The organism is Streptomyces sp. NPDC058457 (genome assembly GCF_042720695.1).
In the GTDB taxonomy this organism is placed as follows: Bacteria; Actinomycetota; Actinomycetes; order Streptomycetales; family Streptomycetaceae; genus Streptomyces.
Genome location: NZ_JBHXLU010000019.1, coordinates 22389 through 44652, shown reverse-complemented (window position 1 = coordinate 44652; position 22264 = coordinate 22389). Strand labels below are relative to the sequence as shown.

General features: G+C 70.2%; 20 protein-coding genes. 15 read left to right on the top strand and 5 right to left on the bottom strand.

All coding sequences use genetic code 11. The annotated features are described in order from the left end of the window. Positions 1 to 50 precede the first annotated feature (50 nt). The 9 genes from ACFWPS_RS17780 to ACFWPS_RS17740 all read left to right on the top strand — a co-directional run bounded on the left by ACFWPS_RS17780 (position 51) and on the right by ACFWPS_RS17740 (position 10443). Positions 51 to 1190 (top strand): Gfo/Idh/MocA family protein, encoded by a 1140-nt coding sequence (locus tag ACFWPS_RS17780; protein ID WP_383706024.1) that lies wholly within the window; start codon positions 51 to 53, stop codon positions 1188 to 1190. A gap of 107 nt (positions 1191 to 1297) precedes the next feature. Then, positions 1298 to 2632, top strand: a complete 1335-nt coding sequence (locus ACFWPS_RS17775) for an ABC transporter substrate-binding protein (RefSeq protein ID WP_383706022.1) — start codon at positions 1298 to 1300, stop codon at positions 2630 to 2632. Positions 2633 to 2742: 110 nt separating this feature from the next. Next, positions 2743 to 3519 (top strand): rhamnogalacturonan acetylesterase, encoded by a 777-nt coding sequence (locus tag ACFWPS_RS17770; RefSeq protein ID WP_383706020.1) that lies wholly within the window; start codon positions 2743 to 2745, stop codon positions 3517 to 3519. Between the two features lie 43 nt (positions 3520 to 3562). Further along, positions 3563 to 4849: a polysaccharide lyase family 1 protein gene (locus ACFWPS_RS17765; RefSeq protein WP_383706018.1), complete on the top strand. Its 1287-nt coding sequence runs from the start codon at positions 3563 to 3565 to the stop codon at positions 4847 to 4849. A gap of 102 nt (positions 4850 to 4951) precedes the next feature. Next, complete coding sequence (locus ACFWPS_RS17760; protein ID WP_383706016.1) at positions 4952 to 6067, top strand: pectinesterase family protein; 1116 nt, start codon at positions 4952 to 4954, stop codon at positions 6065 to 6067. A gap of 49 nt (positions 6068 to 6116) precedes the next feature. Beyond that, the gene (locus ACFWPS_RS17755) at positions 6117 to 7100 is read left to right on the top strand and encodes a pectinesterase family protein (RefSeq protein WP_383706164.1); all 984 of its coding nucleotides are present in this window, start codon (positions 6117 to 6119) and stop codon (positions 7098 to 7100) included. A 22-nt stretch (positions 7101 to 7122) separates the two neighbouring features. Further along, positions 7123 to 8235, top strand: a complete 1113-nt coding sequence (locus ACFWPS_RS17750; RefSeq protein WP_383706014.1) for a chondroitinase-B domain-containing protein — start codon at positions 7123 to 7125, stop codon at positions 8233 to 8235. A gap of 118 nt (positions 8236 to 8353) precedes the next feature. After that, positions 8354 to 9151 carry an HAD family acid phosphatase gene (locus ACFWPS_RS17745; protein ID WP_383706012.1) on the top strand — a complete coding sequence of 266 codons (798 nt, stop codon included), beginning with the start codon at positions 8354 to 8356 and terminating at the stop codon, positions 9149 to 9151. 137 nt (positions 9152 to 9288) lie between these two features. Then, complete coding sequence (locus tag ACFWPS_RS17740; protein ID WP_383706010.1) at positions 9289 to 10443, top strand: right-handed parallel beta-helix repeat-containing protein; 1155 nt, start codon at positions 9289 to 9291, stop codon at positions 10441 to 10443. Positions 10444 to 10543: 100 nt separating this feature from the next. Here the strand turns inward: ACFWPS_RS17740 and ACFWPS_RS17735 are convergent, their stop codons facing one another. Both ACFWPS_RS17735 and ACFWPS_RS17730 read right to left on the bottom strand, forming a co-directional pair. After that, the gene (locus ACFWPS_RS17735; protein ID WP_383706008.1) at positions 10544 to 11395 is read right to left on the bottom strand and encodes a hypothetical protein; all 852 of its coding nucleotides are present in this window, start codon (positions 11393 to 11395) and stop codon (positions 10544 to 10546) included. Beyond that, positions 11392 to 11964 carry a SigE family RNA polymerase sigma factor gene (locus ACFWPS_RS17730; protein WP_383706006.1) on the bottom strand — a complete coding sequence of 191 codons (573 nt, stop codon included), beginning with the start codon at positions 11962 to 11964 and terminating at the stop codon, positions 11392 to 11394. Before ACFWPS_RS17730 ends, ACFWPS_RS17735 begins: the two co-directional genes overlap by 4 nt. A 283-nt stretch (positions 11965 to 12247) precedes the next feature. Here ACFWPS_RS17730 and ACFWPS_RS17725 point away from each other — a divergent pair, with 283 nt between their 5' ends. Next, positions 12248 to 13699 carry an NCS2 family permease gene (locus ACFWPS_RS17725; RefSeq protein ID WP_383706004.1) on the top strand — a complete coding sequence of 484 codons (1452 nt, stop codon included), beginning with the start codon at positions 12248 to 12250 and terminating at the stop codon, positions 13697 to 13699. Positions 13700 to 13786: 87 nt separating this feature from the next. On the opposite strand, the gene ACFWPS_RS17720 is transcribed toward ACFWPS_RS17725, so the two are convergent. Continuing rightward, on the bottom strand, positions 13787 to 15247 hold the full coding sequence (locus ACFWPS_RS17720; protein ID WP_383706002.1) for a peptidoglycan D,D-transpeptidase FtsI family protein: 1461 nt from the start codon (positions 15245 to 15247) through the stop codon (positions 13787 to 13789). 84 nt (positions 15248 to 15331) lie between these two features. Continuing rightward, on the bottom strand, positions 15332 to 16105 hold the full coding sequence (locus ACFWPS_RS17715; protein WP_123978118.1) for an IclR family transcriptional regulator: 774 nt from the start codon (positions 16103 to 16105) through the stop codon (positions 15332 to 15334). A 156-nt stretch (positions 16106 to 16261) separates the two neighbouring features. Between ACFWPS_RS17715 and ACFWPS_RS17710 the strand changes: the two genes are divergently transcribed. Together ACFWPS_RS17710 and ACFWPS_RS17705 are read left to right on the top strand one after the other, a co-directional pair. Further along, complete coding sequence (locus tag ACFWPS_RS17710; protein ID WP_383706000.1) at positions 16262 to 17791, top strand: aldehyde dehydrogenase (NADP(+)); 1530 nt, start codon at positions 16262 to 16264, stop codon at positions 17789 to 17791. 165 nt (positions 17792 to 17956) lie between these two features. Beyond that, positions 17957 to 18565, top strand: coding sequence for a DUF1349 domain-containing protein (locus tag ACFWPS_RS17705; RefSeq protein ID WP_383705998.1), 609 nt, complete (start codon positions 17957 to 17959; stop codon positions 18563 to 18565). On the opposite strand, the gene ACFWPS_RS17700 is transcribed toward ACFWPS_RS17705, so the two are convergent. Next, positions 18525 to 19919 carry an MFS transporter gene (locus ACFWPS_RS17700; RefSeq protein ID WP_383705996.1) on the bottom strand — a complete coding sequence of 465 codons (1395 nt, stop codon included), beginning with the start codon at positions 19917 to 19919 and terminating at the stop codon, positions 18525 to 18527. The two genes, ACFWPS_RS17705 and ACFWPS_RS17700, sit on opposite strands and share 41 nt — an antisense overlap. A gap of 70 nt (positions 19920 to 19989) precedes the next feature. Between ACFWPS_RS17700 and ACFWPS_RS17695 the strand changes: the two genes are divergently transcribed. The 3 genes from ACFWPS_RS17695 to ACFWPS_RS17685 all read left to right on the top strand — a co-directional run bounded on the left by ACFWPS_RS17695 (position 19990) and on the right by ACFWPS_RS17685 (position 22248). After that, positions 19990 to 20967: a GlxA family transcriptional regulator gene (locus ACFWPS_RS17695; RefSeq protein ID WP_383705994.1), complete on the top strand. Its 978-nt coding sequence runs from the start codon at positions 19990 to 19992 to the stop codon at positions 20965 to 20967. Further along, positions 20964 to 21467: a GNAT family N-acetyltransferase gene (locus ACFWPS_RS17690; RefSeq protein ID WP_383705992.1), complete on the top strand. Its 504-nt coding sequence runs from the start codon at positions 20964 to 20966 to the stop codon at positions 21465 to 21467. Before ACFWPS_RS17695 ends, ACFWPS_RS17690 begins: the two co-directional genes overlap by 4 nt. A gap of 64 nt (positions 21468 to 21531) precedes the next feature. After that, positions 21532 to 22248, top strand: coding sequence for a DsbA family oxidoreductase (locus ACFWPS_RS17685; protein ID WP_383705990.1), 717 nt, complete (start codon positions 21532 to 21534; stop codon positions 22246 to 22248). The last annotated feature ends 16 nt before the right edge of the window (positions 22249 to 22264 follow it).

Here is a 22264-nt window from a genome sequence, read left to right as displayed (position 1 = left end):
GGGCAAACGCTTACCCTGCACGCAAAGATCGACGACGCAGGGAGGACCCCATGACCATCGACCTCGTCCTGGCGGGCGCGCGCGGCCACGGCCGCTGGCACCTGGAGAACATCCGCCGGCTCCAGGAGCAGGGCGTCGTACGGCTCGCCGGGATCTGCGAGCTGACCCCGCTGGACGCGGACGAGCTCCCGGAGGGGCTCGGGCAGCCCGCCCAGTCCGCCGACTTCGGCGCCCTGCTCGATGCGACCGGCGCACGGATCGCCGTGATCTGCACACCGATCCCCACCCACACGGACCTGGCCCTGGCGGCCGCCGAGCGGGGCGTGCACGTGCTCCTCGAGAAGCCGCCGGCGCCGTCGTACGCCGAGTTCCGGCGGATGGCCGACGGGGTCGCCAAGGCCGGCGTGGCCTGCCAGATCGGCTTCCAGTCGCTGGGCTCGCACGCCGTGCCCGCGATCCGGCGGCTGATCGCGGAGGGCGCCATCGGTGACGTGGTGGGAGTGGGCGGCGCGGGTGCCTGGGCCCGCCCGGAGTCCTACTACCGGCGGGCGCCCTGGGCCGGCAAGCGGCGGCTGAACGGCGTCGACGTCGTGGACGGGGTCCTCACCAACCCCCTCGCGCACGCCGTCGCCACCGGCCTGGCCCTGCTCGGCACCGACCGCGCCGAGGACGTCACCGGTATCGAGACCGAGCTGCTGCGCGCCAACGACATCGAGTCCGACGACACCTCCTGCGTCCGCGTCACCACCGCGCGCGGCCCGGTCACGGTCGCCGCCACGCTCTGCGCCGAGGAGCCGGGAGACCCGTACGTCCTGGTGCACGGCACCGGTGGCCGGATCACCCACTGGTACAAGCAGGACCGGGTGCTGGTGCAGCGGGCGGGCCACGGCCCGGAGGAGATCGAGTACGGCAGCACGGACCTGCTGGAGAACCTTGCCGACCATCTCACCACCGGCGCCGCCCTGCTGGTGGAGCCGGACGCGACCGGCGCCTTCATGAAGGTCGTCGAAGCGATCCGGCTGGCCGGCGACCCGGCCGCGCTGCCCGCCGACGCCTGGCGCTATCTGCCCGAGGCGGAGCGCCGGGTGGTGACCGGCATCGACGCACTGGTCGCGGCCTGCGCCGACACCCTCTCCCTCTACTCCGAGCTCGGCGCCCCCTGGGCACCGCCGAACGAGGCGCACAGCTGACGGACGGCCTGCTGCCGCGGGCGCCGTCTCCTCACCACTCCACAGCTCCCTTTCTCCGCTGGATCCCGACGAAGCGACCCGAAGAAGAGACAGAAGAGAGCCGATCAATGAAGAGCAGCATCCGCAGAAGCAGGCGCGCGGCCATCGCCGTCGCCCTGGGTTCCGTACTCGTGCTGACCGCCACCGCCTGCGGTGACGACGGCAGCGGCAGCGCGGGGGACAAGGGCGGCGAGGGCTCCGGGAAGGGCACGATCACCTTCTGGGACAACAACGGCGGTGTCCGCACCGACGTCTGGAAGGAGATCATCGCCGACTTCGAGAAGCAGAACCCCGACATCAAGGTCAAGTACGTCGGGGTGCCCGCGGCCAGTGTCCAGTCCAAGTACGACACCGCCATCCAGGGCGGCGGGCTGCCCGACGTCGGCGGGGTCGGCACCGCGATGCTCGCGGAGATCGCCGCGCAGGGGGCGCTGGAGCCGCTGGACAGCCGGCTCGCGAAGAGCGCGCTGAACGGCAAGCTCAACGAGAAGTTCCTGGACAGCGTGAAGTCCGCGGGCGGCGACGGAAAGACGTACTCCGTGCCCACCTCCGCGAACAACGGCACGCTCTGGTACCGGACCGATCTGTTCAGCGCGGCCGAGCTGGACCCGCCGACCACCTGGACGAAGTTCTACGCGGCCGCCGGCAAACTCACCGACCAGGCGAAGAACAGGTTCGGGTACACCATCCGGGGCGGCGAGGGATCCATCGCCCAGGCGCTGGACGCCATGTACGGGCAGAGCGGGATCACCTCCTTCTGGAACGGTGACAGGACCACCGTCAACGATCCCGAGAACGTCGCCGCCCTTGAGAAGTACGTCGGGCTGTACAAGAAGGACACCCCGTCCGCCGACGTCAACAACGACTTCACCAAGATGGTCGCGCAGTGGGATTCCGGCACGATCGGGATGCTGAGCCACAACCTCGGTTCCTATGCCGACCACGAGAAGGCGCTGAGCGGGAAGTTCAAGGGGATTCCGAATCCGACGCTGGACGACGGCACCCGGGTGCAGGTCTCCAACCCCGTGGACGGTCTCGGCCTTTTCAAGTCCGGCAAGAACAAGGCCGCCGCCTGGAAGTTCGTCGAGTTCGCCGCCTCGCACGAGGCCGACAGCAAGTGGAACGAGTCGGCGGGGCAGGTGCCGGCGAACAACGAGGCCGCGCAGGATGCCTGGGTCCAGGCGTCGGAGCCGACGAAGCTGGCCGCCGAGGCGTTGAACGGGGCGTCGACCAAGATCGTGCAGCTTCCTTACTACCTGCCGGACTGGAACACCATTTCCAAGGCCGACAACGAGCCGAACTTCCAGAAGGTGCTGCTCGGGAAGATGACGGCGAAGGAGTTCCTGGACACGCTGGCCGACCAGCTCGACAAGGCTCAGGCGGACTGGAAGGCACATCACTGAGAGCTCGGGTGGTTGCGGCTGTGGGGGGCTGCGGGTTTTTCGTGGCTGGTCGCGCAGTTCCCCGCGCCCCTGGGTAAGAAACCTCGTCCCTTGTTTGGAAGGCGACGCACGTGTCCCTTACGCGCAGACAGGTAACTTCCGCGGCCCTTGCCGCCGTTCCTTTTGTCGGCCGTGCTCCCGACAGGAACCATCGCACTCTCTACATCGCCGGAGACTCCACCGCCGCCCAGAAATTCGCCGACGCGGCTCCCGAGACCGGATGGGGAATGGCCCTTCCCTTCTTTCTCCGGGAGGAGATCGCCGTCTCCAACCAAGCCGTCAACGGTCGTAGTTCCAAGAGCTTCGTCGACGAGGGGCGGCTCGACGCCGTCCTCGCCACCATCCGGCCGCACGATCTGCTGGTCGTCCAGTTCGCGCACAACGACGAGAAGAGCGACGATCCCACCCGGTACACCGAGCCCTGGACCACCTACCAGGACTACCTGCGGCTCTACGTCGAAGGCGCCCGTGCGCACGGCGCCCGGCCGGTTCTCGCCACGCCCGTCGAGCGCCGGCGGTTCGACGCAGGCGGAAACGCCGTGCCGACCCACGGCGACTACCCGGCGGCGATGCGCGCACTCGCCGCTCGGGAACGCGTCGCGCTGCTCGACGTCGAGGCGCTGTCGCTCGCGCTGTGGCAGTCGCTCGGGGTGGAGGCGACCAAGACGTACTTCAACTGGACGGACACCGAGCAGGACAACACGCACTTCAACCCGCCGGGGGCCATCGCCGTGGCCCGGCTCGTCGCGCAGGAGCTGCTGCGCACCCGGGTGCTGGCCCGGCACGACGTCATCCGGCTGCACAAGGACATCCCCACGTCCTGGATCACCTGGCCACCCGCAAGCTGAGGAGACCCGCACAGTGCGTAAACAGAGATGTCATGGACGCGTCATGATCGCAGCCGTGGGCTGCACGGCTCTGGTGCTGGCCGTGACCGGAAACGCCCAGGCCGCCGGAGCCCACCGGGTCGCGCTCGACCGGCAGGTGCCGGCCGCGAACGACGGCTGGGGCGCGGCCACCACCGGGACCACCGGCGGGTCCGCCGCCGACGCCGCGCACGTCTACACCGTCACCACCTGGGACGGGTTCAAGGCCGCCCTCGCCGACGGCGGCAGCGCGCCGAAGATCATCAGAGTCGAGGGGACGATCGACGCCGACGGGCCGAGCTGCGACTCGTTCGCCGTGCCCGGCTACGACTTCGACGCCTACCTCGCCAAGTACTCACCCGAGGCCTGGGGGCACTCCACCAACCTCGACAACGAGCCCGACGACAGTCCGGAAGGGCTGCGCCGCGCCTCCCAGGCCGCCCAGGACGCCTACATCAAGGCGTACGTCCCGGCCGACACCACCATCGTCGGCATCGGCAAGGACGCCGGCTTCAAGGGCGCCAGCCTGCAGATCAAGGCCGTCGACAACGTCATCGTCCGCAACCTGACCTTCGAGAGCCCCCTCGACTGCTTCCCGCAGTGGGACCCGACCGACACCGCGGACGGCAACTGGAACTCCGAGTACGACAGCGCGGTCGTCTACGGGTCCACCCACGTGTGGATGGACCACAACACGTTCACCGACGGCGACCACCCGGACCGCACCTTGCCGTACTACTTCGGGCGGATCTACGAACAGCACGACGGCGAACTGGACATCGTCAAGGGCGCCGACTACGTCACGGCCTCCTGGAACGTCTTCGCGGACCACGACAAGACGATCCTCATCGGCAACAGCGACAGCGCGTCCACCGCGGCCGTCGACCGGGGGCACCTCAAGGTCACCTTCCACCACAACCTGTTCAGCAACCTGGTGGAGCGGGCGCCCCGGGTGCGGTTCGGGCAGGTCGACTCCTACAACAACCACTTCGTCGCCGAGGACGGCTACGGCTACAGCTACGGCATCGGCATCGAGTCCCAACTCGTGGCGGAACACAACGCGTTCACCCTGCCCGACACCGTCAGGGCCGGCTCGATCCTGAAGAAGTGGAACGAGTCGACGCTCACCGCCGACGACAACTACGTCAACGGTGAGCCGACGGACCTGATCGCCGTCCACAACGCGCAGATCCCGGCGGAGATCCTGACGGCTGGCTCGACCTGGACCCCGACCCTGCGGACGAAGGTCGATCCGGCTCCGGCCGTGCCGCGCATCGTCGACTGCGGCGCGGGCGCCGGTCACCTGCGCTGACGCGCGTCCGTCGCGGCCGGGGCGCTCGACGCGGTCCGCCCCGGCCCCACCCCCCACGGCAAGGAGTACCGCCACCCCTCTCCCTCTTCGAGGAGCACCCGCATGTCCTCGCTCCACCTCCCCCTGTCCAGACGGGGTGTCCTGCTGGCGGGCGCCGGGGCGGGCGCCGCGCTCGCACTGGCCGCCCTCCCCGCGCACGCCACCCCTCGCCCCTTCGGGCGGTACGGCTCCCCGGAGCGCCGCCGCACCCCGCGGACCCTGTACGTCGACCCGCACGGCCGCGGCGACTTCACCACCGTCCAGGCCGCCGTGACCGCGGCCACCGGCAGCGGCTGGACGCTGGTCCTCGCCCCGGGCGGCTACCGGGAGACGGTCGCCGTCGACACCACCCGCACCGAGGCCACCTGGATCGGCGCCACCGAGAACCCGCGGGACGTCGTCATCGTCCACGACAACGCGGCCGGCACCCCCAGGCCCGGCGGCGGGACGTACGGCACCACCGGCTCCGCCACCACCACCGTGCAGGCCGACGGCTTCACCGCCCGCTGGATCACCTTCGCCAACGACTGGCTGCGCGCCGACCACCCCGACATCACCGGCACCCAGGCGGTGGCCCTCAAGGTGCAGGGCGATCGCAGTGCCTTCCACCACTGCCGGTTCCTCGGCCACCAGGACACCCTGTACGCCGACTCGACGGCCCTCGGCGTCTTCGCCCGGCAGTACTTCGCGCACTGCTATGCCGAGGGCGACGTCGACTTCGTCTTCGGGCGGGCCACGGCGGTGTACGAGGGGTGCCACTTCCGCACCCTGGACCGTACCGACCTGGCGGCCGCCCCCTACGGGTTCGTCCTCGCCCCCTCGACGGCGAACGCCAACCCGTACGGCTACCTGGTCAGCCGGAGCCGGATCAGCGGCGCGGTCCCGCAGGCCGCCTACAAGCTGGCCCGCCCCTGGGTGCCCAGCTCCGACACCACGGCCCGACCCTCGCTCGTCGTCCGCGACTCCTGGCTCGGCCCGGGCATCGACGCCGTCGCCCCCTACACCAACATGTCGGACGCCTTCCCCTGGCAGGGCCAGCGCTTCGCCGAGTACCGCAACTCCGGGCCCGGCGCGGCGATCACCGTCCCCGGGAGCCGGCCCCAGCTCACCGCCGAACAGGCCCGGTCCGCGACCCGGGAGACCTATCTCGGCGACTGGACCCCGTGGAAGGAGTGCTGACGTGCCGACCCGACGCGCACTCCTCGCCGCCGGAGCGGCCGCGCTGGCCATGGGATCGGCCTCGGCCTTCACCGGCGAGCGCCGCACCCTGCACGTCCGGCCCGGTGACTCCGTCCAGGCGGCCGTGGACGCGGTGCCCGGCCCCGGCTGGACGATCGTCGTCCACCCGGGGACGTACCGCGAAGTCGTCAACGTGCCCGCCGACAGGGAGGAGCTGACGCTGCGGGGCGCGAGCCGCGATCCCCGGGCCGCGGTCATCGTCCACGACAACGCCAACGGGACGCGGCGACCGGACGGTTCGGGGACCTACGGCACGGCCGGCTCGGCCACCTTCACCTCGGCCGCCGCCGGGCTCCGGGTGCGCGACCTCACCCTCGCCAACGACTGGCTGCGCGCCGACCACCCGGACATCACCGGGACCCAGGCCGTCGCCGCCTACCTGACCGGGGACCGCACCCATGTCGAGAACGTACGGTTCCTCGCCCACCAGGACACCCTGTTCGCCGACACCACCGAACTCGGCACCTTCGGCCGGCAGTTCTTCCACCGCTGCCATATCGAGGGCGACGTCGACTTCGTCTTCGGGCGGGCCACCGCGGTGTACGCCCACTGCCACTTCCGCACCCTGCAACGGGACGTGACCTTCACCCCCAAGGGCATGGTGTTCGCCCCCTCGACCGCCCGTGCCAACCCGCACGGGTTCCTCGCCGTCCGCTGCCGGTTCTCCTCCGGCGCGGAGGACGGGGCGTACAAGCTGGCGCGGCCCTGGGTGCCGACGTACGAGACCACCGCCTGGCCCTCGCTGGTCGTGCGGAACAGTCTCATCGGCCCCGGGATCGACCCCGTCGCGCCCTACACGAACATGCGGGACGCCTACCCCTGGCAGTCCATGCGGTTCGCCGAGTACCGCAACTCCGGGCCGGGCGCGGTGATCACCGTCCCAGAGAACCGGCCCCAGCTCACCGACGCCGAGGCCGCGTCGCACACCCCCGCGACCTACCTCGGCGACTGGAATCCCGTCCGCTTCTCCTGATCGACGAAAGGACCCGCACGTCATGCGTCGAATCAGCACCCTCACCGCGCTCGCGGTGACCACGGCATCGCTGGGACTCGCCGTGATCGCCACCCCGGCGCACGCGGCCACCGTCGTGGTCAGCAACTCCACCGACCTGTCCAACGCCATCCTCAACGCCACCGCCGGTGAGGTCATCCAGGTCCGCGGCGGCACGTACTACCCGACGGCCACCCTCCAGTCCACGGTCAACGGCACCTCCGCCGCGCCGGTCACGCTCACCGCGTACGGCTCGGAGACGGTCAAGATCGACGGCTCCTCGCTGCCCTCCGGCTCCTGGATCTTCAAACTGACCGCGGACTACTGGAACGTCTCCGACATCACCTTCCAGAACTCCCCGGACAGCGCGGTGGTCTGCCAGTCCTGCACCGGCACCGACTGGAGCAACATCAAGACCATCAACGGCGGCGACTCCGGCTTCACGCTCACCGGGGACGGGACGGTCAACAACACCGTCAGGAACATCGACTCGTACGGCAACTACGACGCGGCCACCCACGGGGAGAACGCCGACGGGATCGCAGTCAAGTTCGGCTCCGGGACCGGGAACCTGATCACCGGGGCACGGACGTACAACAACTCGGACGACGGGATCGACTTCTGGTCCTTCTCCTCGCCGGTCACCGTCGAGCACACCTGGGCCTTCGGCAACGGCGTCAACCGCTGGAGCGACTCGGCGTTCGCCGGGGACGGCAACGGCTACAAGCTGGGCGGCGACGGCGAGGTGGTCGCGCACGTCGTCAACAACTCGGCCGCCTGGGGCAACGCCGGCAACGGGTTCACCGAGAACTCCAACACCGGCGCGCTCGTCATCAACCGCACCACCGCCTACGCCAACGGCAACTGGGGCTACTACTTCGCCACCAGCGCGGCTCGCCTCGGCAAGAACCTCGCGGTGGGCAACGGCAGCGGGCTGGTCAGCAAGGGCTCCTCGGTGGTGTCCGCCGGCAACAACTGGGACAGCGGCATCAGCACCCCGGCCTTCAAGTCGACGGACGCCTCGACGACGTACAACTCCCGCCAGTCGGACGGCTCGTTGCCGGCCACCACATTCCTGACGACGGGGAGCACGACCATCGGGGCCACCATGAACTGAACCGGAGAAACGGAAGGACTCCCTCCAGGGCGCTTGACCTGTTTTTTGCCCGCCGATGAGATATCGATCAGGCAACGGGTCTCGCGCCCACCCGGGTGACGCGCGTAGAAACCCTGTCATGCATAAGTCACTTCGTCTCGCCGCGATCGCCACCGTGTGTGCGGTCGCCGGCGGTGCCCTCTACGGCGCCGGTGCCGCCACGGCCGGCCAGTCGACCGCGAACTCCACCCACGAGCCGTACAACATCGGGCTCCTGGTGAAGGACATCGACACCTACTACGGCACCGCCGCCGACGCCAACGGCGTCTACCAGGCCTCGCCGACCAGCCCCTACGCCAAGGACCTGGCCCGCATCGACGCGGACGCCAAGACCTACATCGACCGGGCCGCGCGCAAGGCGCACCGCCACGGCAAGAAGCCCGCGGTCGTCTTCGACATCGACGACACGCTGCTGCTCAGCCTCGACTACGAGAAGCGCTACAACTACACGTACAACTCGACCACGTGGGCCGACTACGTCAACAAGGCCGACCGGCCTGGCGTGTTCGGCAGCGCCGAGCTGGTCCAGTACGCGAAGAGCCAGGGCGTCGAGGTCTTCTACAACTCCGGGCTCAGTGAGGCGCAGCGCACCGCCGCCGTCGAGAACCTGAAGAAGATCGGCGCCGACGTCAACCTCGACGCGGCCCACATGTTCCTCAAGGACAAGGCCAACCCGCCGTCCTACCTGAGCGCCTGCGCCACCCCTGGCACCTGGACCTGCACGACCGTGCAGTACAAGTCCGGTACGCGCAAGCACATCGAGGACGACCTCGGGTACGACGTCGTCGCCAACTTCGGCGACCAGTACTCGGACCTGGACGGCGGTTACGCGAACCGCACGTACAAGCTGCCGAACCCGACGTACTTCGTGTCGTAGCCGAGAAAGTCGGCAACCCTTTCCGGCCGCGGCGGCGACTGGGAGACAGAAACGGGCCGGGGCGGCCCCTCCGGCCCGTTTCGCTCCCTCGTCGAACACGTCCTGCACGTCAAGGACGCCAAGGAAAGGAACGGCCAGTGCGCTTCAGCACCGGACGCCACCGCAGGACGCGTACCCTCTCGATCGCCGCGGCGGTGGCCGTCGCCGCGGGGGCGGGAGGCGTCTACCTCGGCCTGTCGAACGGCGGTGCCCAGGCCGCCACCAGCACGGTCACCGTCTCCACCACGGCGCAACTGCAGTCGGCCGTCGCGAACGCCACCGCCGGTGCCGTCATCCAGGTGCGTGCGGGCACCTACTACCCGACGGTCACCCTCAAGTCGACCGTCAGCGGCACGAGTTCCAACCGCATCACGCTCAAGGCATACAGCGGCGAGAAGGTCAGGATCGACGGCTCCAAGCTGCCCGCCGGCCAGTGGCTCACCGGGATCTACGGCAGCTACTGGACCGTCCAGGACCTCACCTTCCAGAACTCCCCGGCCCAGGGCTTCGTCGCCACCTCGTCCACGGGCGGGATCTTCAGGAACCTCGTCACCGCGGACAACGGCGACTCCGGGTTCACGCTGCGCGGCGACAACACGGTGAACAACCTCGTCCAGAACCTGGACAGTTACGGCAACTACGACAAGGCCGGGCACGGGCAGAACGCCGACGGCATCGCCATCAAGTTCGGCTCGGGCACGGGCAACAAGGTGACCGGCGCGCGTCTGTACGACAACTCGGACGACGGTCTTGACCTGTGGCAGTTCTCGTCCCCCGTCCGGATCGAGCACAGCTGGGCCTTCGGCAACGGCAAGAACCGCTGGAACGACTCCGCGTTCGAGGGCAACGGCAACGGGTTCAAGCTGGGCGGCGGGGGCGTCGCCGTCGCGCACGTCGTCAACGACAACGCGGCCTGGGACAACACGCTGAACGGGTTCACCGAGAACTCCAACACCGGGGCGATCGTCCTGAACCGCAACACGGCCTACGCGAACGCCCAGGCCGGGTTCTTCTTCGAGACCGGCAAGGCCCGGCTGGCACGGAACCTCGCGGTGGGCGACAAGGGCGGGGCGGACAAGCTGGGGTCCAGGGCGGTGTCCGCGGCGAACAGCTGGGACGGCGGGGTGGGCACGCCCGCGTTCAAGTCCACCGACGCGAGTAGTGCGTACGGGGCGCGTGGCTCCGACGGCTCGCTGCCGGCGACCACGTTCCTGACTACGGGCTCCACCGCCATCGGGGCGACCATGAACTGAGGCCGCGGGTTCGTTGTGGCTGGTCGCGCAGTTCCTCCCCCAACCTTCGGCCGGGGGTACCCCCAGCGCCCCTGACGGGGCGCGGAGTGGCGCCGTTTCCCTATGAGTCGCCGTCGGCTGTCGTGTGCGTCGCGAAGTCGCCCGTCACCGCGTACTGCTTGCCGGCCACCGTGCCGGTGATCGTGTAGGTGTCGTTCTTCGCGTCGCGGCCGCCCTGCTTGTGGTTGTACTGGCCCGCGAACACCCACTCGCCGACCGCTACCTTGCTGCCCGGCTTGAGCGTCCACGTGTAGACGAGGAAGCCGTCCTGCTCGGTGACCGACTGCGTGAAGTCGGTCTCCGGCAGCGAGCGCCAGGCTCCGGCGTCGGACACCCCGCCTGTCTGGGCCACCTTCAGCTGGACGGTGAGTGCCGTCAGCTGCCCGGAGGTCTTCAGGGTCACGTTGGACTGTGCCCAGAAGTCGTTGCTGTGCGGGTCCACCGAGCCGTCCGACCAGAGCGGGCCGTCCTCCTCGCCCTTCGCGACGGGTGCCGCGGGGGTGGCGGAGGCCTCCGGGGTCGACGACGGCGTCGAACTCGCCCTGGGAGACGTGTTCTTCGAGGGCACCCCGGAAGCCGGCGGGGTGGCTGTGCGGGACGGCGGGCGGCTGGTCGCGTCCGGGGACGACAAGGGCGTCGGCGAGACCGCGACCGTCTTCTCGGTGGGCGTTTCCTTCACGGCCGAGGCGACCGCGTAGCCGCCGACCCCGAGGACCGCGGCGACCGCGGCCGTGGCGGAGACCACCCGGACCCAGCCGAACACGGGCGGAAGGGTGGCGCGATGGTTCGGGCGGGCCTGCGCGGCCATGCCCCGCTCGACCCGGGCCAGGATGCGGGCGCGGTCGGGTTCGTGCGCCTCGGCCGCCTCGTGCAGCCGGGCGCGCAGCTCGTCGTGCACGTCCTGCTGCCTCATCGGTTCCTTCCTCCGCTCTCACCGGTCCGCGGCGCCATCGCGGCGTGCACCCTCTGCGGAACACCCCGCGAGTCGCCGAGCAGCCGCTGCAGCTCCGCCATGCCCTTCGACGTCTGGCTCTTAACGGTACCCACCGAGATCCCCAGGGCGAGCGCGGTGTCCTTCTCCGACAGGTCGAACGCGTGCCGGAGCACCACACACGCCCGCTTGCGGAACGGCAGCCGGCGCAGCGCCCCCTGCACGTCGACCACTCCGGCGACGTCCGGGTTCTCGGCGGTCTCCTCGCGGTGCGACCAGAACAGGGCGATCCGGCGCCGCTCGCGCACGGCACTGCGGATACGGGTGCGGGCCAGGTTGGCGACGACCCCCCGGGCGTAGGCGACCGGGTGGTCGGCGGCCCGCACCCGGTCCCAGCGGTGCCACAGCGCCAGCAGGGCGTCGGCGGCCAGGTCGTCGGCGGCGTCCGCCTCACCGGTCAGCAGATGGGCGAGACGGGAGAGTTCGGCGTAGTGGCGTTCGAAGAAGGCATGGAACTCCACGGAGGCGGCGTCGTCGACGACTGAGCCCACGGGTGACCTCTTCTGTCAGGGATTCTGTGTCATGTAGATGACATGCGGTGGCTTGTGAGTATCCGGAGGAACGTTCCGGCGAGATCCGGAGCGTAGCAGTGATCATTTCGTGTGCGTCGTACGGGGGTTCGATGTGTTTCGTGCGAGGGGCCGGACGCGGTGTGGTCCACCGAACCACACCGAGGGTGATTCCGTAACACGGGAAAAACCTGAAACAGGTTCAGCGCGGGAACAATCCAGCCAGCATCCGCACACGCACGCTCAGGGGACGAGGAGTACGACCATGTCCGAGACGCAGAAGGCGGCCCGGCCGCAGGGGGCCGCGCCACCTGCCGGGAACGGCGTCGACCGGTTCTTCAAGATCTCCGAACGAGGATCCACCTTCGGCCGTGAGATACGCGGCGGCTTCGCCACGTTCTTCACCATGGCCTACATCCTTGTCCTGAACCCCATCATCCTCGGCAGCGCCAAGGACAAGTTCGGCCACACCCTCGACACCGGCCAACTCGTCACCGCCACCGCGCTGGTGGCCTGTGTGATGACGGTCATCATGGGTGTCGGCGGCAACCTGCCCCTCGCCATCGCCGCCGGACTCGGCCTCAACGCGGTCGTGGCCTTCCAGTTGGCGCCGCTGATGAGCTGGTCCGACGCGATGGGCCTGGTCGTCCTCGAAGGCCTGCTGATCTGTGTGCTCGTCCTGACCGGCCTGCGCAAGGCGATCATGAACGCCATCCCGCAACAGCTGAAGCAGGCGATCGGCGTCGGCATCGGCCTGTTCATCGCGTTCATCGGCTTCGTCGACGCGGGTTTCGTCAGCCGGATCCCGGACGCCGCGGACACCACCGTGCCGGTGCAGCTGGGTGCCGTCGGCCGGCTCACCGGCTGGCCCGTGCTCGTCTTCTGTGTTGGCGTGCTCCTGACCATCGCGCTGGTCGCGCGCAAGGTGAAGGGGGCGATCCTGATCAGCATCGTCACGATGACCGTCGTGGCGATCGTCATCAACTCCGCCGCCGACGTCAAGAGCTGGGGCCTGACCACGCCGAAGATCCCCGACAAGATCGTGGGCACGCCCGACTTCGGGCTCGTCGGTCACTTCAGCCTGTTCGGCGGCTTCGGCAAGGCCGGTGTGCTGACGGCCGTACTGCTGGTCTTCACCCTGATCCTGTCCGACTTCTTCGACGCCATGGGCACGATCGTCGGCATCAGCGCGGAGGCCGGGCTGCTCGACGACCAGGGGCAGGTGCCGGGCATCGGGCGGGTGCTGTTCATCGACGGCGCGGCGGCGGTGGCCGGCGGCCTCGGCTCGGCCTCCTCGAACACGGCGTACATCGAGTCGGCGGCGGGGGTGGGGGAGGGCGCGCGCACCGGGTTCGCCAACCTCGTCACCGGCGGCCTGTTCGGCCTGGCCCTGTTCCTCACACCGCTGCTCACCATCGTCCCGCTCCAGGCGGCTGCGCCCGCGCTGATCGCCGTGGGCTTCCTGATGATGACCCACGTCAAGCACATCGACTGGGACAAGTACGAGATCGCGATCCCGGCGTTCCTGACGATCGCCGCGATGCCGTTCACCTACTCCATCACGGACGGCATCGGGGCGGGGTTCCTGGCGTACGTCGTGATCAAGGCGGTGCTGGGGAAGGCGAAGGAGGTCAACTGGCTGCTGTGGGCCGTTTCGGCGTTGTTCCTGGTGTACTTCGCGATTGATCCGGTGGAGCAGGTGCTGGGTGTGAAGTAACACCGTGAGTGAAGCGCCCCGTAAGGGGCGCGGGGAACTGCGCGACCAGCCACGACGAAACCCGCGGCCGATCGCGCAGAGAACCCCCTAGTTCTTCAACGCCGCTTCCATCATGGCCTTCGCCACCGGCGCCGCCAGCCCGTTGCCGCTCACTTCCGACCGTGCCGCGTCCGACTGCTCGACCACCACCGCCACGGCGACCTCCTTGCCCGTGCTGTCGGACTTGCCGTACGACGTGAACCAGGCGTACGGCGTCTTGCTGTTGTTCTCGCCGTGCTGGGCCGTGCCCGTCTTGCCGCCCACCGTCACGCCGTCGATCAGCGCGTTCGTGCCCGTGCCGTCCTTGACGACCGTCTCCATCGCGGACTGCAACTGCTCCGCGGTCGAGGAGCTGACGATCTGCTTGCCGCCCGCCTCGTCGTCGTAGTCCTTCAGCACGTCACCGCCGCTGTCGGTGATCTGCGAGACCATATGCGGGGAGACCAGCTTGCCGCCGTTGGCTATGGCGGCCGACACCATGGCCATCTGGAGCGGGGTCGCCGTGACGTCGAACTGGCCGATGCCGGAGAGGCCGGTCTGGGCCTTGTCCATGTTCGACGGGTACACGCTGGCGTAGGCCCGCACCGGCACGTCCAGCTTGTCGTCGTTGAAGCCGAACTTCTCGGCCATCGCCCTGACCTTGTCCTGGCCCAGGTCGACGGCCATCTTCCCGAAGACGTTGTTGCAGGAGTAGCGCAGGGCCGTGCGGATCGAGGCGTTCTCGCAGGGCGCCGAGGTGTTCTCGTTCTTCAGCGGGGTCGTCGTGCCGGGCAGGGTGTACGGGTCCGGGCTGTCGGTCTTCGTGTCGACGTTCGCGTAGAGACCGTCCTCCAGGGCGGCCGCCGCGACCACCAGCTTGAACGTCGAGCCAGGCGGCAGCGGCTGGCGCAGCGCCCGGTTGGTGAGCGGCTTGTCGCCGTCGGCGGTCAGCTTCTTCCAGGCCGTGCCGGCGGTGTTGGCGTCGGTGAGCGAGGAGGGGTCGTACGACGGGGTCGACACGACCGCCAGGATCTTGCCGGTCTCCGGGTCGACGGCGACCGCCGCGCCCTTCTTGCCGCCGAGCGCCCGGTACGCCGCCTTCTGGACGGCCGGGTCGATCGTCGTGATCACGTTGCCCGGCTCGGCGCGCTCGCCGGTGACCGTGTCCATGACCGTCTTGAGCCGGCTGTCGGTGCCGTTGAGCAGGTCCTGGTAGATGCCCTCCAGCTGGGTCGGGGCATAGCTCTGCGAGGCATAGCCCGTCACCGCCGCGTACAGCTTGCCGTTCGTGTACGTGCGTTTGTACTTGAGGTCGCTGCTGCCCGACGCCCTGGCCGAGCCGGTGATCGAGTCACCGGCCACGATGATGTTCCCGAGCGGCTGTGAGTACGTCTCGATGGCGTTGCGCCGGTTGTCCGTGTCGTCCGCGAGGGCCTGGCCGTCGTAGAACTGCACCCATGTCGCCCTGACCAGCAGAGTGAGCACGAGCAGCAGCGCGAAGACGGACGCCCGCCTGATCGTCTTGTTCATCCCGCTCAGACAGACGAGCGAAGACGGGGTGTCCGTTCCCTGCGGCCGGATTTCTCATCGTCCGCTCATGCGAACCCCGCCGGGTCAGAGCCGGCGCGTCGCCAGCGTCAGGCGGTCCCGCGCGTCGAAGAGGGCGTCCTTGATCATCTGCTCGTGGGCCGGGGTGAGGCGGGCCACCGGGACCGAGCAGCTGATCGCGTCGCGGGCCGGGGTGCGGTAGGGGATCGCCACGCCGAAGCAGCGCAGCCCGAGCGTGTTCTCCTCGCGGTCGATCGCGAAGCCCTGCTCGCGGATCTGGTGGAGCTCCTCGATGAGCTTCTCGCGGTCCGTGATGGTGTGCTCGGTGAGCGCGGGCAGCGTCTCCGGCAGCAGTTTGCGGACCTGCTCGTCGGTGTGGGTGGCGAGCAGCGCCTTGCCGAGCGAGGTGGAGTGCGCGGGCAGGCGGCGGCCGACCCGGGTGAAGGGGCGCAGGTAGTGCTGGGACTGGCGGGTGGCCAGGTAGACGACGTTCGTGCCGTCGAGACGCGCGAGGTGGATGGTCTCCGTGGTGTCGTCGGAGAGCCGGTCCAGGGTCGGGCGGGCCGCCGCGACCACCTCGTCGCCGTCGATGTACGACGTGCCGACCAGCAGGGCCCGTACCCCGATGCCGTACCGGGTGCCGGTCGCGTCCGTCTCCACCCAGCCCAGCTCCACCAGTGTGCGCAGCAGCATGTAGAGGCTGGACTTGGGATATCCGACGGCCTCCTGGACGGCCGCGAGGGAGTGCATACCGGGCCGGCCGGCGAAGTACTCCAGCAACTCCACGGTCCGTACCGCGGACTTGACCTGTGCCCCGCCGCCTGTCTCGCCTGCCGACATCGCCCTTGACCCCTTCGTTGGACGAGAAACCGAGGTTATAGTCTCCAACAGTGTATTCATCATCAGAGACAGCGTTCAGTATATCGAACGTCCCTGGTGAATGACCCGGATATGACCCGGATATCGCGGCAGGACGCAATCATGGAGGGACCCGCGGTGGCAGCAGCACCAGTCTGGAGTGTCGACCCGCGCACCGGGAAGCAGCGTGAACAGGTTGCGGTGGAGGCCACAGCCGAGGAGGTCGACGCCGTCGTCACGGCCGCGCACGCCGCCCGCGGCTCCCTCGCCGACCGCACGGTCCGCGCCGCCTTCCTGCGCTCGGCCGCCGCCGGACTCGACTCGGCCAAGGACCGGCTGGTCGAGGCCGCCGACGCGGAGACCGCGCTCGGCCCCGTCCGGCTGACCGGGGAACTCGCCCGTACCGTCTACCAGCTGCGGGCCTTCGCCGGCATCGTCGACGAGGGCGCCTTCCTCGACGTCATCATCAACCACCCCGACGCCACCGCGACCCCGCCCGTCCCGGACCTGCGCCGCTACAAGGTCCCGCTGGGTGTCGTCGCCGTCTACTCGGCCTCCAACTTCCCCTTCGCCTTCTCCGTCGCCGGCGGCGACACCGCGAGCGCGCTGGCCGCCGGCAACCCGGTCGTCGTCAAGGCCCACCCCGACCACCCGGCCCTGTCCGAGCTGGTCGCCAAGGTGCTGCGGCTGGCCGCGGCCGAGCACGGCATCCCGGAGGCCGTCGTCGGTCTCGTGCACGGCTTCCAGGCCGGCATCGAGCTGATCAAGCACCCGCTGGTCGCCGCCGCGGGCTTCACCGGTTCCATCCGGGGCGGGCGTGCGCTCTTCGACGCGGCCGCCGCGCGTCCGGTGCCGATCCCCTTCCACGGCGAGCTGGGCTCCCTGAACCCGGTCCTCGTCACGGAGGCCGCGGCCACCGAGCGGGCCGAGGAGATCGGTACCGGGCTCGCCGGGTCGATGACGCTGGGCGTCGGGCAGTTCTGCGTGAAGCCGGGCCTGGTGCTGGTGCCGGCCGGCGCCGCCGGCGACGGTCTGGTCAAGTCCCTCACGGACGCGGTCAGCAACACCGACGCGGGCGTGCTGCTCGACCACCGGATGCGGGACAACTTCGTCGCCGGGGTCGCCGAGCGCGCCGGACTCCCCGACGTGGAGACCCCGGTGACACCCGGGGCGGGCGGCGAGCACACCGTGAGTGCCGGGTTCCTGACGGTGCCGGCGGCCAGCCTGGCCGAGGAGGGGGGCCATGACCTGCTCCTGGAGGAGTGCTTCGGGCCGGTGACCGTGGTGGTCCGCTACGAGGACCGGGGCGAGGCGACGGCGGTGCTGTCGCGGCTGCCGGGGAACCTCACGGCGACGGTGCACGTCTCCGCCGAGGAGGCCGCGGGGGAGGGGCTGGGGGCGGAGATCCTCGCGGAGCTGACGCCGCTGGCCGGGCGCGTGCTGGTGAACGGCTGGCCGACGGGGGTCGCTGTGGCCCCGGCCCAGCATCACGGCGGGCCGTACCCGGCCACCACCTCCACGTCTACTTCCGTGGGCGGTACGGCCATTGAGCGGTGGCTGCGGCCGGTGGCCTATCAGGGGGCGCCTGCTGCTCTGCTGCCGGCGGAGTTGAAGGATGACAATCCCCTGGGGCTTCCTCGGCGGTTCAACGGGGTTCTGGAGCGGTAGCGCCGTGGGGGTGCGGGGTGCGTCGCGGGGTGCCGGTTCGATGTGGCTGGTCGCGCAGTTCCCCGCGCCCCTTTGGGTTGGCTGCGCTTGCCCCGGTTCTCAGGCTCGGCTTCGGGGTTGGTTGGCCGTGCGCATGTCGAATGGTTCTGCTGACACAATCCGACCATGGACGTCGAACTTCCCGAACTTCCTTTCTCCCTCCGTACCTACGGGCCCGACGGGCACTGGTTCTATGAGGACGGGGTGCTCACCGGGTGGGCCGGGGCCCGGCAGGACCGGTTCGTGTCGCCCACCGGGGAGGCGCTGGATCCCGCCTCGGACGCGCCCCGGCTGCTCGGGGCGCCCGAAGGGGACTTCCAGCTGATCGCCCGGGTCACCGTCGGGTTCGGTGCCGCCTTCGACGCCGGTGTGCTGTACGTCCACGTCGGCGACCGGGCCTGGGCCAAGCTCTGCCTGGAGAACTCCCCGGACGTGCCCACCGTCTGCACGGTGGTCACCCGGGGACACTCCGACGACGCCAACTCCTTCACCGTGGAGGGGAGTTCGGTCTGGCTGCGGATCAGCCGGACCGGGCGGGCGCTCGCCTTCCACGCCTCCCGCGACGGCAAGAAGTGGGTCTTCGTGCGGCTGTTCACCCTGGGCGGCGAGAAGGAGACGGAGGACGCCCTGGTCGGCTTCATGACCCAGTCGCCGATGGGGGAGGGGTGCGTGGTGACGTACGACCACATCGAGTTCAGGCCCGACTGGCCGGCCGACCTGCGCGACGGAAGCTGAGGACGAAGGTCACGGCGAACAGGGCCGCGGCCAACGTCAGACTCGCCCGCATTCCCGCGGCGAAGCCGCCGCCGACCAGGGCGCCGAACACCGCGATCCCGAGTCCGCCGGCCACCTGCCGTGCCGCGTTGAGCACCCCGGCCGCCAGCCCCGCCCGCTCGGCCGGTACGGCCTCCATCATCACGACGGTCAGCGGCGGCACGGTCAGCGCGCAGCCGAGCGCCATCGGGACCAGCAGGACGGCCACCACGGCGGCGGGCGTGCCGGAGCCGACGGACAGCAGGCCCAGCAGGCCGGCCACGGCCAGTGCCTGGCCGATCAGCATCGGCAGCCGCGGGCCGTGGCGGGCGGTCAGCTTTCCGGACACCACGTTGGTCAGCCCGATCAGCCCGGACATCGGCAGGAACAGCAGCCCGGTGTACAGCGCCGAACGGCCCTGTACCTGCTGGAAGAAGAGCGAGAAGACGAACACCACGCCGTAGAAGGCCACGCTGCACGCCACCCCCGCCGCCACGGACACCCGTACCGCTCCGTCCCGGAACAGCTCCAGCGGGACGACCGGGTGCGCCTGCCGTCGCTCGACGCGGACGAACAGGGCGGCGGCCGCCAGCGCCACGGCGAAGGCCGCGAGTCCCGGCGTACCGCCCTCGATGACCGCGAAGGTGAGGGCGGTGAGGGTGACCACGGCGGTGAGCTGGCCGGGCAGGTCCAGTGGGGCCGGGCGGCGCTCCGAGCGCGGGGCGCGCACCAGCAGGAGCAGGGCGACCGCCCCGAGCGGCAGGTTGATGAAGAAGATCCCGCGCCAGTTCCAGGCCGCGGTCAGCGCGCCGCCCGCCACCGGACCGAGCGCCAGCGCGACCGAGCCGCCGGCTCCCCACAGCGCCACCGCCTTGGTGCGCTGCGCGGGGTCCGCGTACGCATGTCGTACCAGGGAGAGCGACGCCGGGAGTACGACGGCCGCCGCGGCGCCCTGCATCACGCGCGCGCCGATCAGTACCGGGAGGGTCGGGGCCAGGCCGCAGGCAGCCGAGGCGAGGGTGAAGACGGCGATGCCGATGCCGTACGCGCGGCTCGCCCCGGCCCGGTCCGCGAAGGCCCCGGTGGAGAGCATCAGGGCGGCGAAGGCCAGCGTGTAGGCGTCCACCGTCCACTGGAGTCCGGACAGGCCGGCGCCGAGCGCCGAGCCGATCGCGGGCAGGGCCACGTTCACCACGGACGCGTCGAGGGTGATGAGCGCGAAGCCCAGCAGGGCGGCGGTCAGGGCGAGGGCGGGGGTGTACCCCTGCCCCTTCCCCTTCAACTCGCCTTTCCGGGCGTCGGGTCGGGCGGGCCGTCGGGTCTGGTCGGTTGGCATGGATCCATGCTGCTGATCGGCCGCGGCGTACAGTAGTGGCCCGAACGCCATACATCCGGAGGTTCTGGCCATGCTGCGAGTAGCGGTCGTCGCGTCGCCGCCCGTGTCGATGTTCAACCTCGCCATCCCGGAGCTGCTGTTCGACAAGGTCGAGGTCGACGGGGGGCCCGGGTACGCAGTGGTGATCTGCGCGCCCGACCCCGGCCCGGTGCCCACGACGGGCGGCCTCGACCTGCACGTCCCGCACGGGCTGGAGGCGTTGCGCCAGGCGGACACCGTGATCGTGGCCGGCACCGGCAAGCTCTACTCGCCGGACCCCCGGGTGCTGGCGGCGCTGCGCGAGGCCGCCGACGCGGGGGTGCGCATCGCCTCCATCTGCACCGGCGCCTTCTCGCTCGCCGAGGCCGGACTGCTCAAGGGCCGCAGGGCGACCACCTATTGGACGCATGCCGAGGAACTGCGCCGCCGCCACCCCGACATCGAGGTCCAGGGCGACGTCCTCTACGCCCAGGACGGCCCGTTCCTCACCTCCTCCGGCTACGCCGCCGGCATCGACCTGTGCCTGCACCTCATCCGCACCGACTACGGCGCCGCCGTCGCCAACGAGGTCGCCCGCCTCGCCCTGGTCGCGCCCGTACGGCCGGGCGGGCAGACCCAGTTCACCCACACCCCGCTGCCGCCCGAGCGCGGCACCGCCTGCGCCGACACCCGCGGCTGGGCCATGCGCAACCTCGACAAGCCGCTCACCCTCACCGACCTGGCCCGGCATGCCGGGGTCTCCGTGCGCACCCTCACCCGTCGTTTCCATGCCGAGAGCGGGGTCAGCCCGCTGCAGTGGCTGCTGCACCAGCGCGTCGAAAGGGCCAAGGAGTTGCTGGAGACCAGCACGCTCCCCATGGACCAGGTGGCCGCCGCCTGCGGCCTCGGCACCGCCGACTCGCTCCGCGCCCACCTGGTCCGCCGCACCGGGCTCACCCCGAGCGCGTACCGGGCCCAGTTCAGCCGGCACGGAACCGGCGAAGGCGCGGTCGCGTCCTCCGTTGCATGATCAGTGACAGTGCGAAAGGGCTCCGCGTGATCCGTACGGCCCTGTCCGCGGAGGCGGGCACGATCGCCGCGCTGCACCACCGGGCCCGGTCGACGTACTACCCGGACGGCCTCCCGGACGACGGCGTCGACTGGACGGCCGCCTGGCGCGGCGCCGTGGAGCGGCCCGACGGGCAGGTGCTGTGCGTGGTGGAAGCGGGCGAGATCATCGGGATCGCCTCCTTCCGCCCGCCGGAGGGCGCCGCTGCTGAAACGGTCAAGCTGTTCCAGTTCCATGTCGACCCCGGCCACTGGCGTGCCGGTGTCGGCACCGCCCTGCACGCCGCCTGTCTGGAGCAGTGGCGGGCCGACGGCAGGCGGACCGCCGTGCTGGACGTGCACGTCGACAACCGGCGGGCCCAGGCCTTCTACGCCCGCCAGGGCTGGGTGCCGGACCCGGAGAACCCGCCGGCCGAAGGCGATCACCACGTGTACCTGCGGTACGCGGTCGGCGGGGAATGACGCGGGCTGTTTGAAGGTTCAGGTAGTTGACAGACTTCTTGTTACTACCTGGAGAGCCGACAACATGCGCGTCGAGATCTGGTCCGATATCGCTTGCCCCTGGTGCTATGTCGGAAAAGCGCGTTTCGAGAAGGCGCTGGCCGCCTTCCCGCACCGCGACGACGTCGAGGTCGTGCACCGCTCCTTCGAGCTGGACCCCGGCCGGGCCAAGGGCGACGTCCAGCCCGTGCTCGCCATGCTCACCAAGAAGTACGGCATGAGCGAGGCGCAGGCCCAGGCCGGCGAGGACAACCTGGGCGCACAGGCCGCCGCCGAGGGCCTTTCGTACCGCACCCGTGGCCGCGACCACGGCAACACCTTCGACCTGCACCGGCTGCTGCACTTCGCCAAGGAGCAGGGCCGTCAGGACGAGCTGATCCAGATCCTGTACCGGGCGAACTTCGCCGAGGAGCGGTCCGTCTTCGGCGAGGGCGAAGAGCGGCTCGTGGAGCTGGCCGTGGAGGCCGGGCTGGACGCGGCGGCCGTGCGCGAGGTGCTCGCCGACCCGTCCCGCTACGCCGACGAGGTCCGCGCCGACGAGCGCGAGGCCGCCGAGCTCGGTGCCAACGGGGTGCCGTTCTTCGTCCTCGACCGGAAGTACGGGGTCTCGGGAGCCCAGCCCGCCGAGGTGTTCACACAGGCGCTCAGCCAGGCCTGGGGCGCGCGTTCCCCGCTGCAGCTCATCGACGAGGGCGGCGCCGAGGCCTGCGGGCCGGACGGGTGCGCGGTGCCGCAGCACTGAGCAAGCGGCTGCGGCA

Excerpts from the sequence above, each read along its gene's own strand:
- ACFWPS_RS17780 (WP_383706024.1), top strand. The coding sequence starts at position 51 with ATGACCATCGACCTCGTCCTGGCGGGCGCGCGCGGCCACGGCCGCTGG.
- ACFWPS_RS17775 (WP_383706022.1), top strand. The coding sequence starts at position 1,298 with ATGAAGAGCAGCATCCGCAGAAGCAGGCGCGCGGCCATCGCCGTCGCC.
- ACFWPS_RS17765 (WP_383706018.1), top strand. The coding sequence starts at position 3,563 with ATGATCGCAGCCGTGGGCTGCACGGCTCTGGTGCTGGCCGTGACCGGA.
- ACFWPS_RS17760 (WP_383706016.1), top strand. The coding sequence starts at position 4,952 with ATGTCCTCGCTCCACCTCCCCCTGTCCAGACGGGGTGTCCTGCTGGCG.
- ACFWPS_RS17755 (WP_383706164.1), top strand. The coding sequence starts at position 6,117 with ATGGGATCGGCCTCGGCCTTCACCGGCGAGCGCCGCACCCTGCACGTC.
- ACFWPS_RS17750 (WP_383706014.1), top strand. The coding sequence starts at position 7,123 with ATGCGTCGAATCAGCACCCTCACCGCGCTCGCGGTGACCACGGCATCG.
- ACFWPS_RS17745 (WP_383706012.1), top strand. The coding sequence starts at position 8,354 with ATGCATAAGTCACTTCGTCTCGCCGCGATCGCCACCGTGTGTGCGGTC.
- ACFWPS_RS17735 (WP_383706008.1), bottom strand. The coding sequence starts at position 11,395 with ATGAGGCAGCAGGACGTGCACGACGAGCTGCGCGCCCGGCTGCACGAG.
- ACFWPS_RS17725 (WP_383706004.1), top strand. The coding sequence starts at position 12,248 with ATGTCCGAGACGCAGAAGGCGGCCCGGCCGCAGGGGGCCGCGCCACCT.
- ACFWPS_RS17720 (WP_383706002.1), bottom strand. The coding sequence starts at position 15,247 with ATGAACAAGACGATCAGGCGGGCGTCCGTCTTCGCGCTGCTGCTCGTG.
- ACFWPS_RS17715 (WP_123978118.1), bottom strand. The coding sequence starts at position 16,105 with ATGTCGGCAGGCGAGACAGGCGGCGGGGCACAGGTCAAGTCCGCGGTA.
- ACFWPS_RS17705 (WP_383705998.1), top strand. The coding sequence starts at position 17,957 with ATGGACGTCGAACTTCCCGAACTTCCTTTCTCCCTCCGTACCTACGGG.
- ACFWPS_RS17700 (WP_383705996.1), bottom strand. The coding sequence starts at position 19,919 with ATGCCAACCGACCAGACCCGACGGCCCGCCCGACCCGACGCCCGGAAA.
- ACFWPS_RS17695 (WP_383705994.1), top strand. The coding sequence starts at position 19,990 with ATGCTGCGAGTAGCGGTCGTCGCGTCGCCGCCCGTGTCGATGTTCAAC.
- ACFWPS_RS17690 (WP_383705992.1), top strand. The coding sequence starts at position 20,964 with ATGATCAGTGACAGTGCGAAAGGGCTCCGCGTGATCCGTACGGCCCTG.
- ACFWPS_RS17685 (WP_383705990.1), top strand. The coding sequence starts at position 21,532 with ATGCGCGTCGAGATCTGGTCCGATATCGCTTGCCCCTGGTGCTATGTC.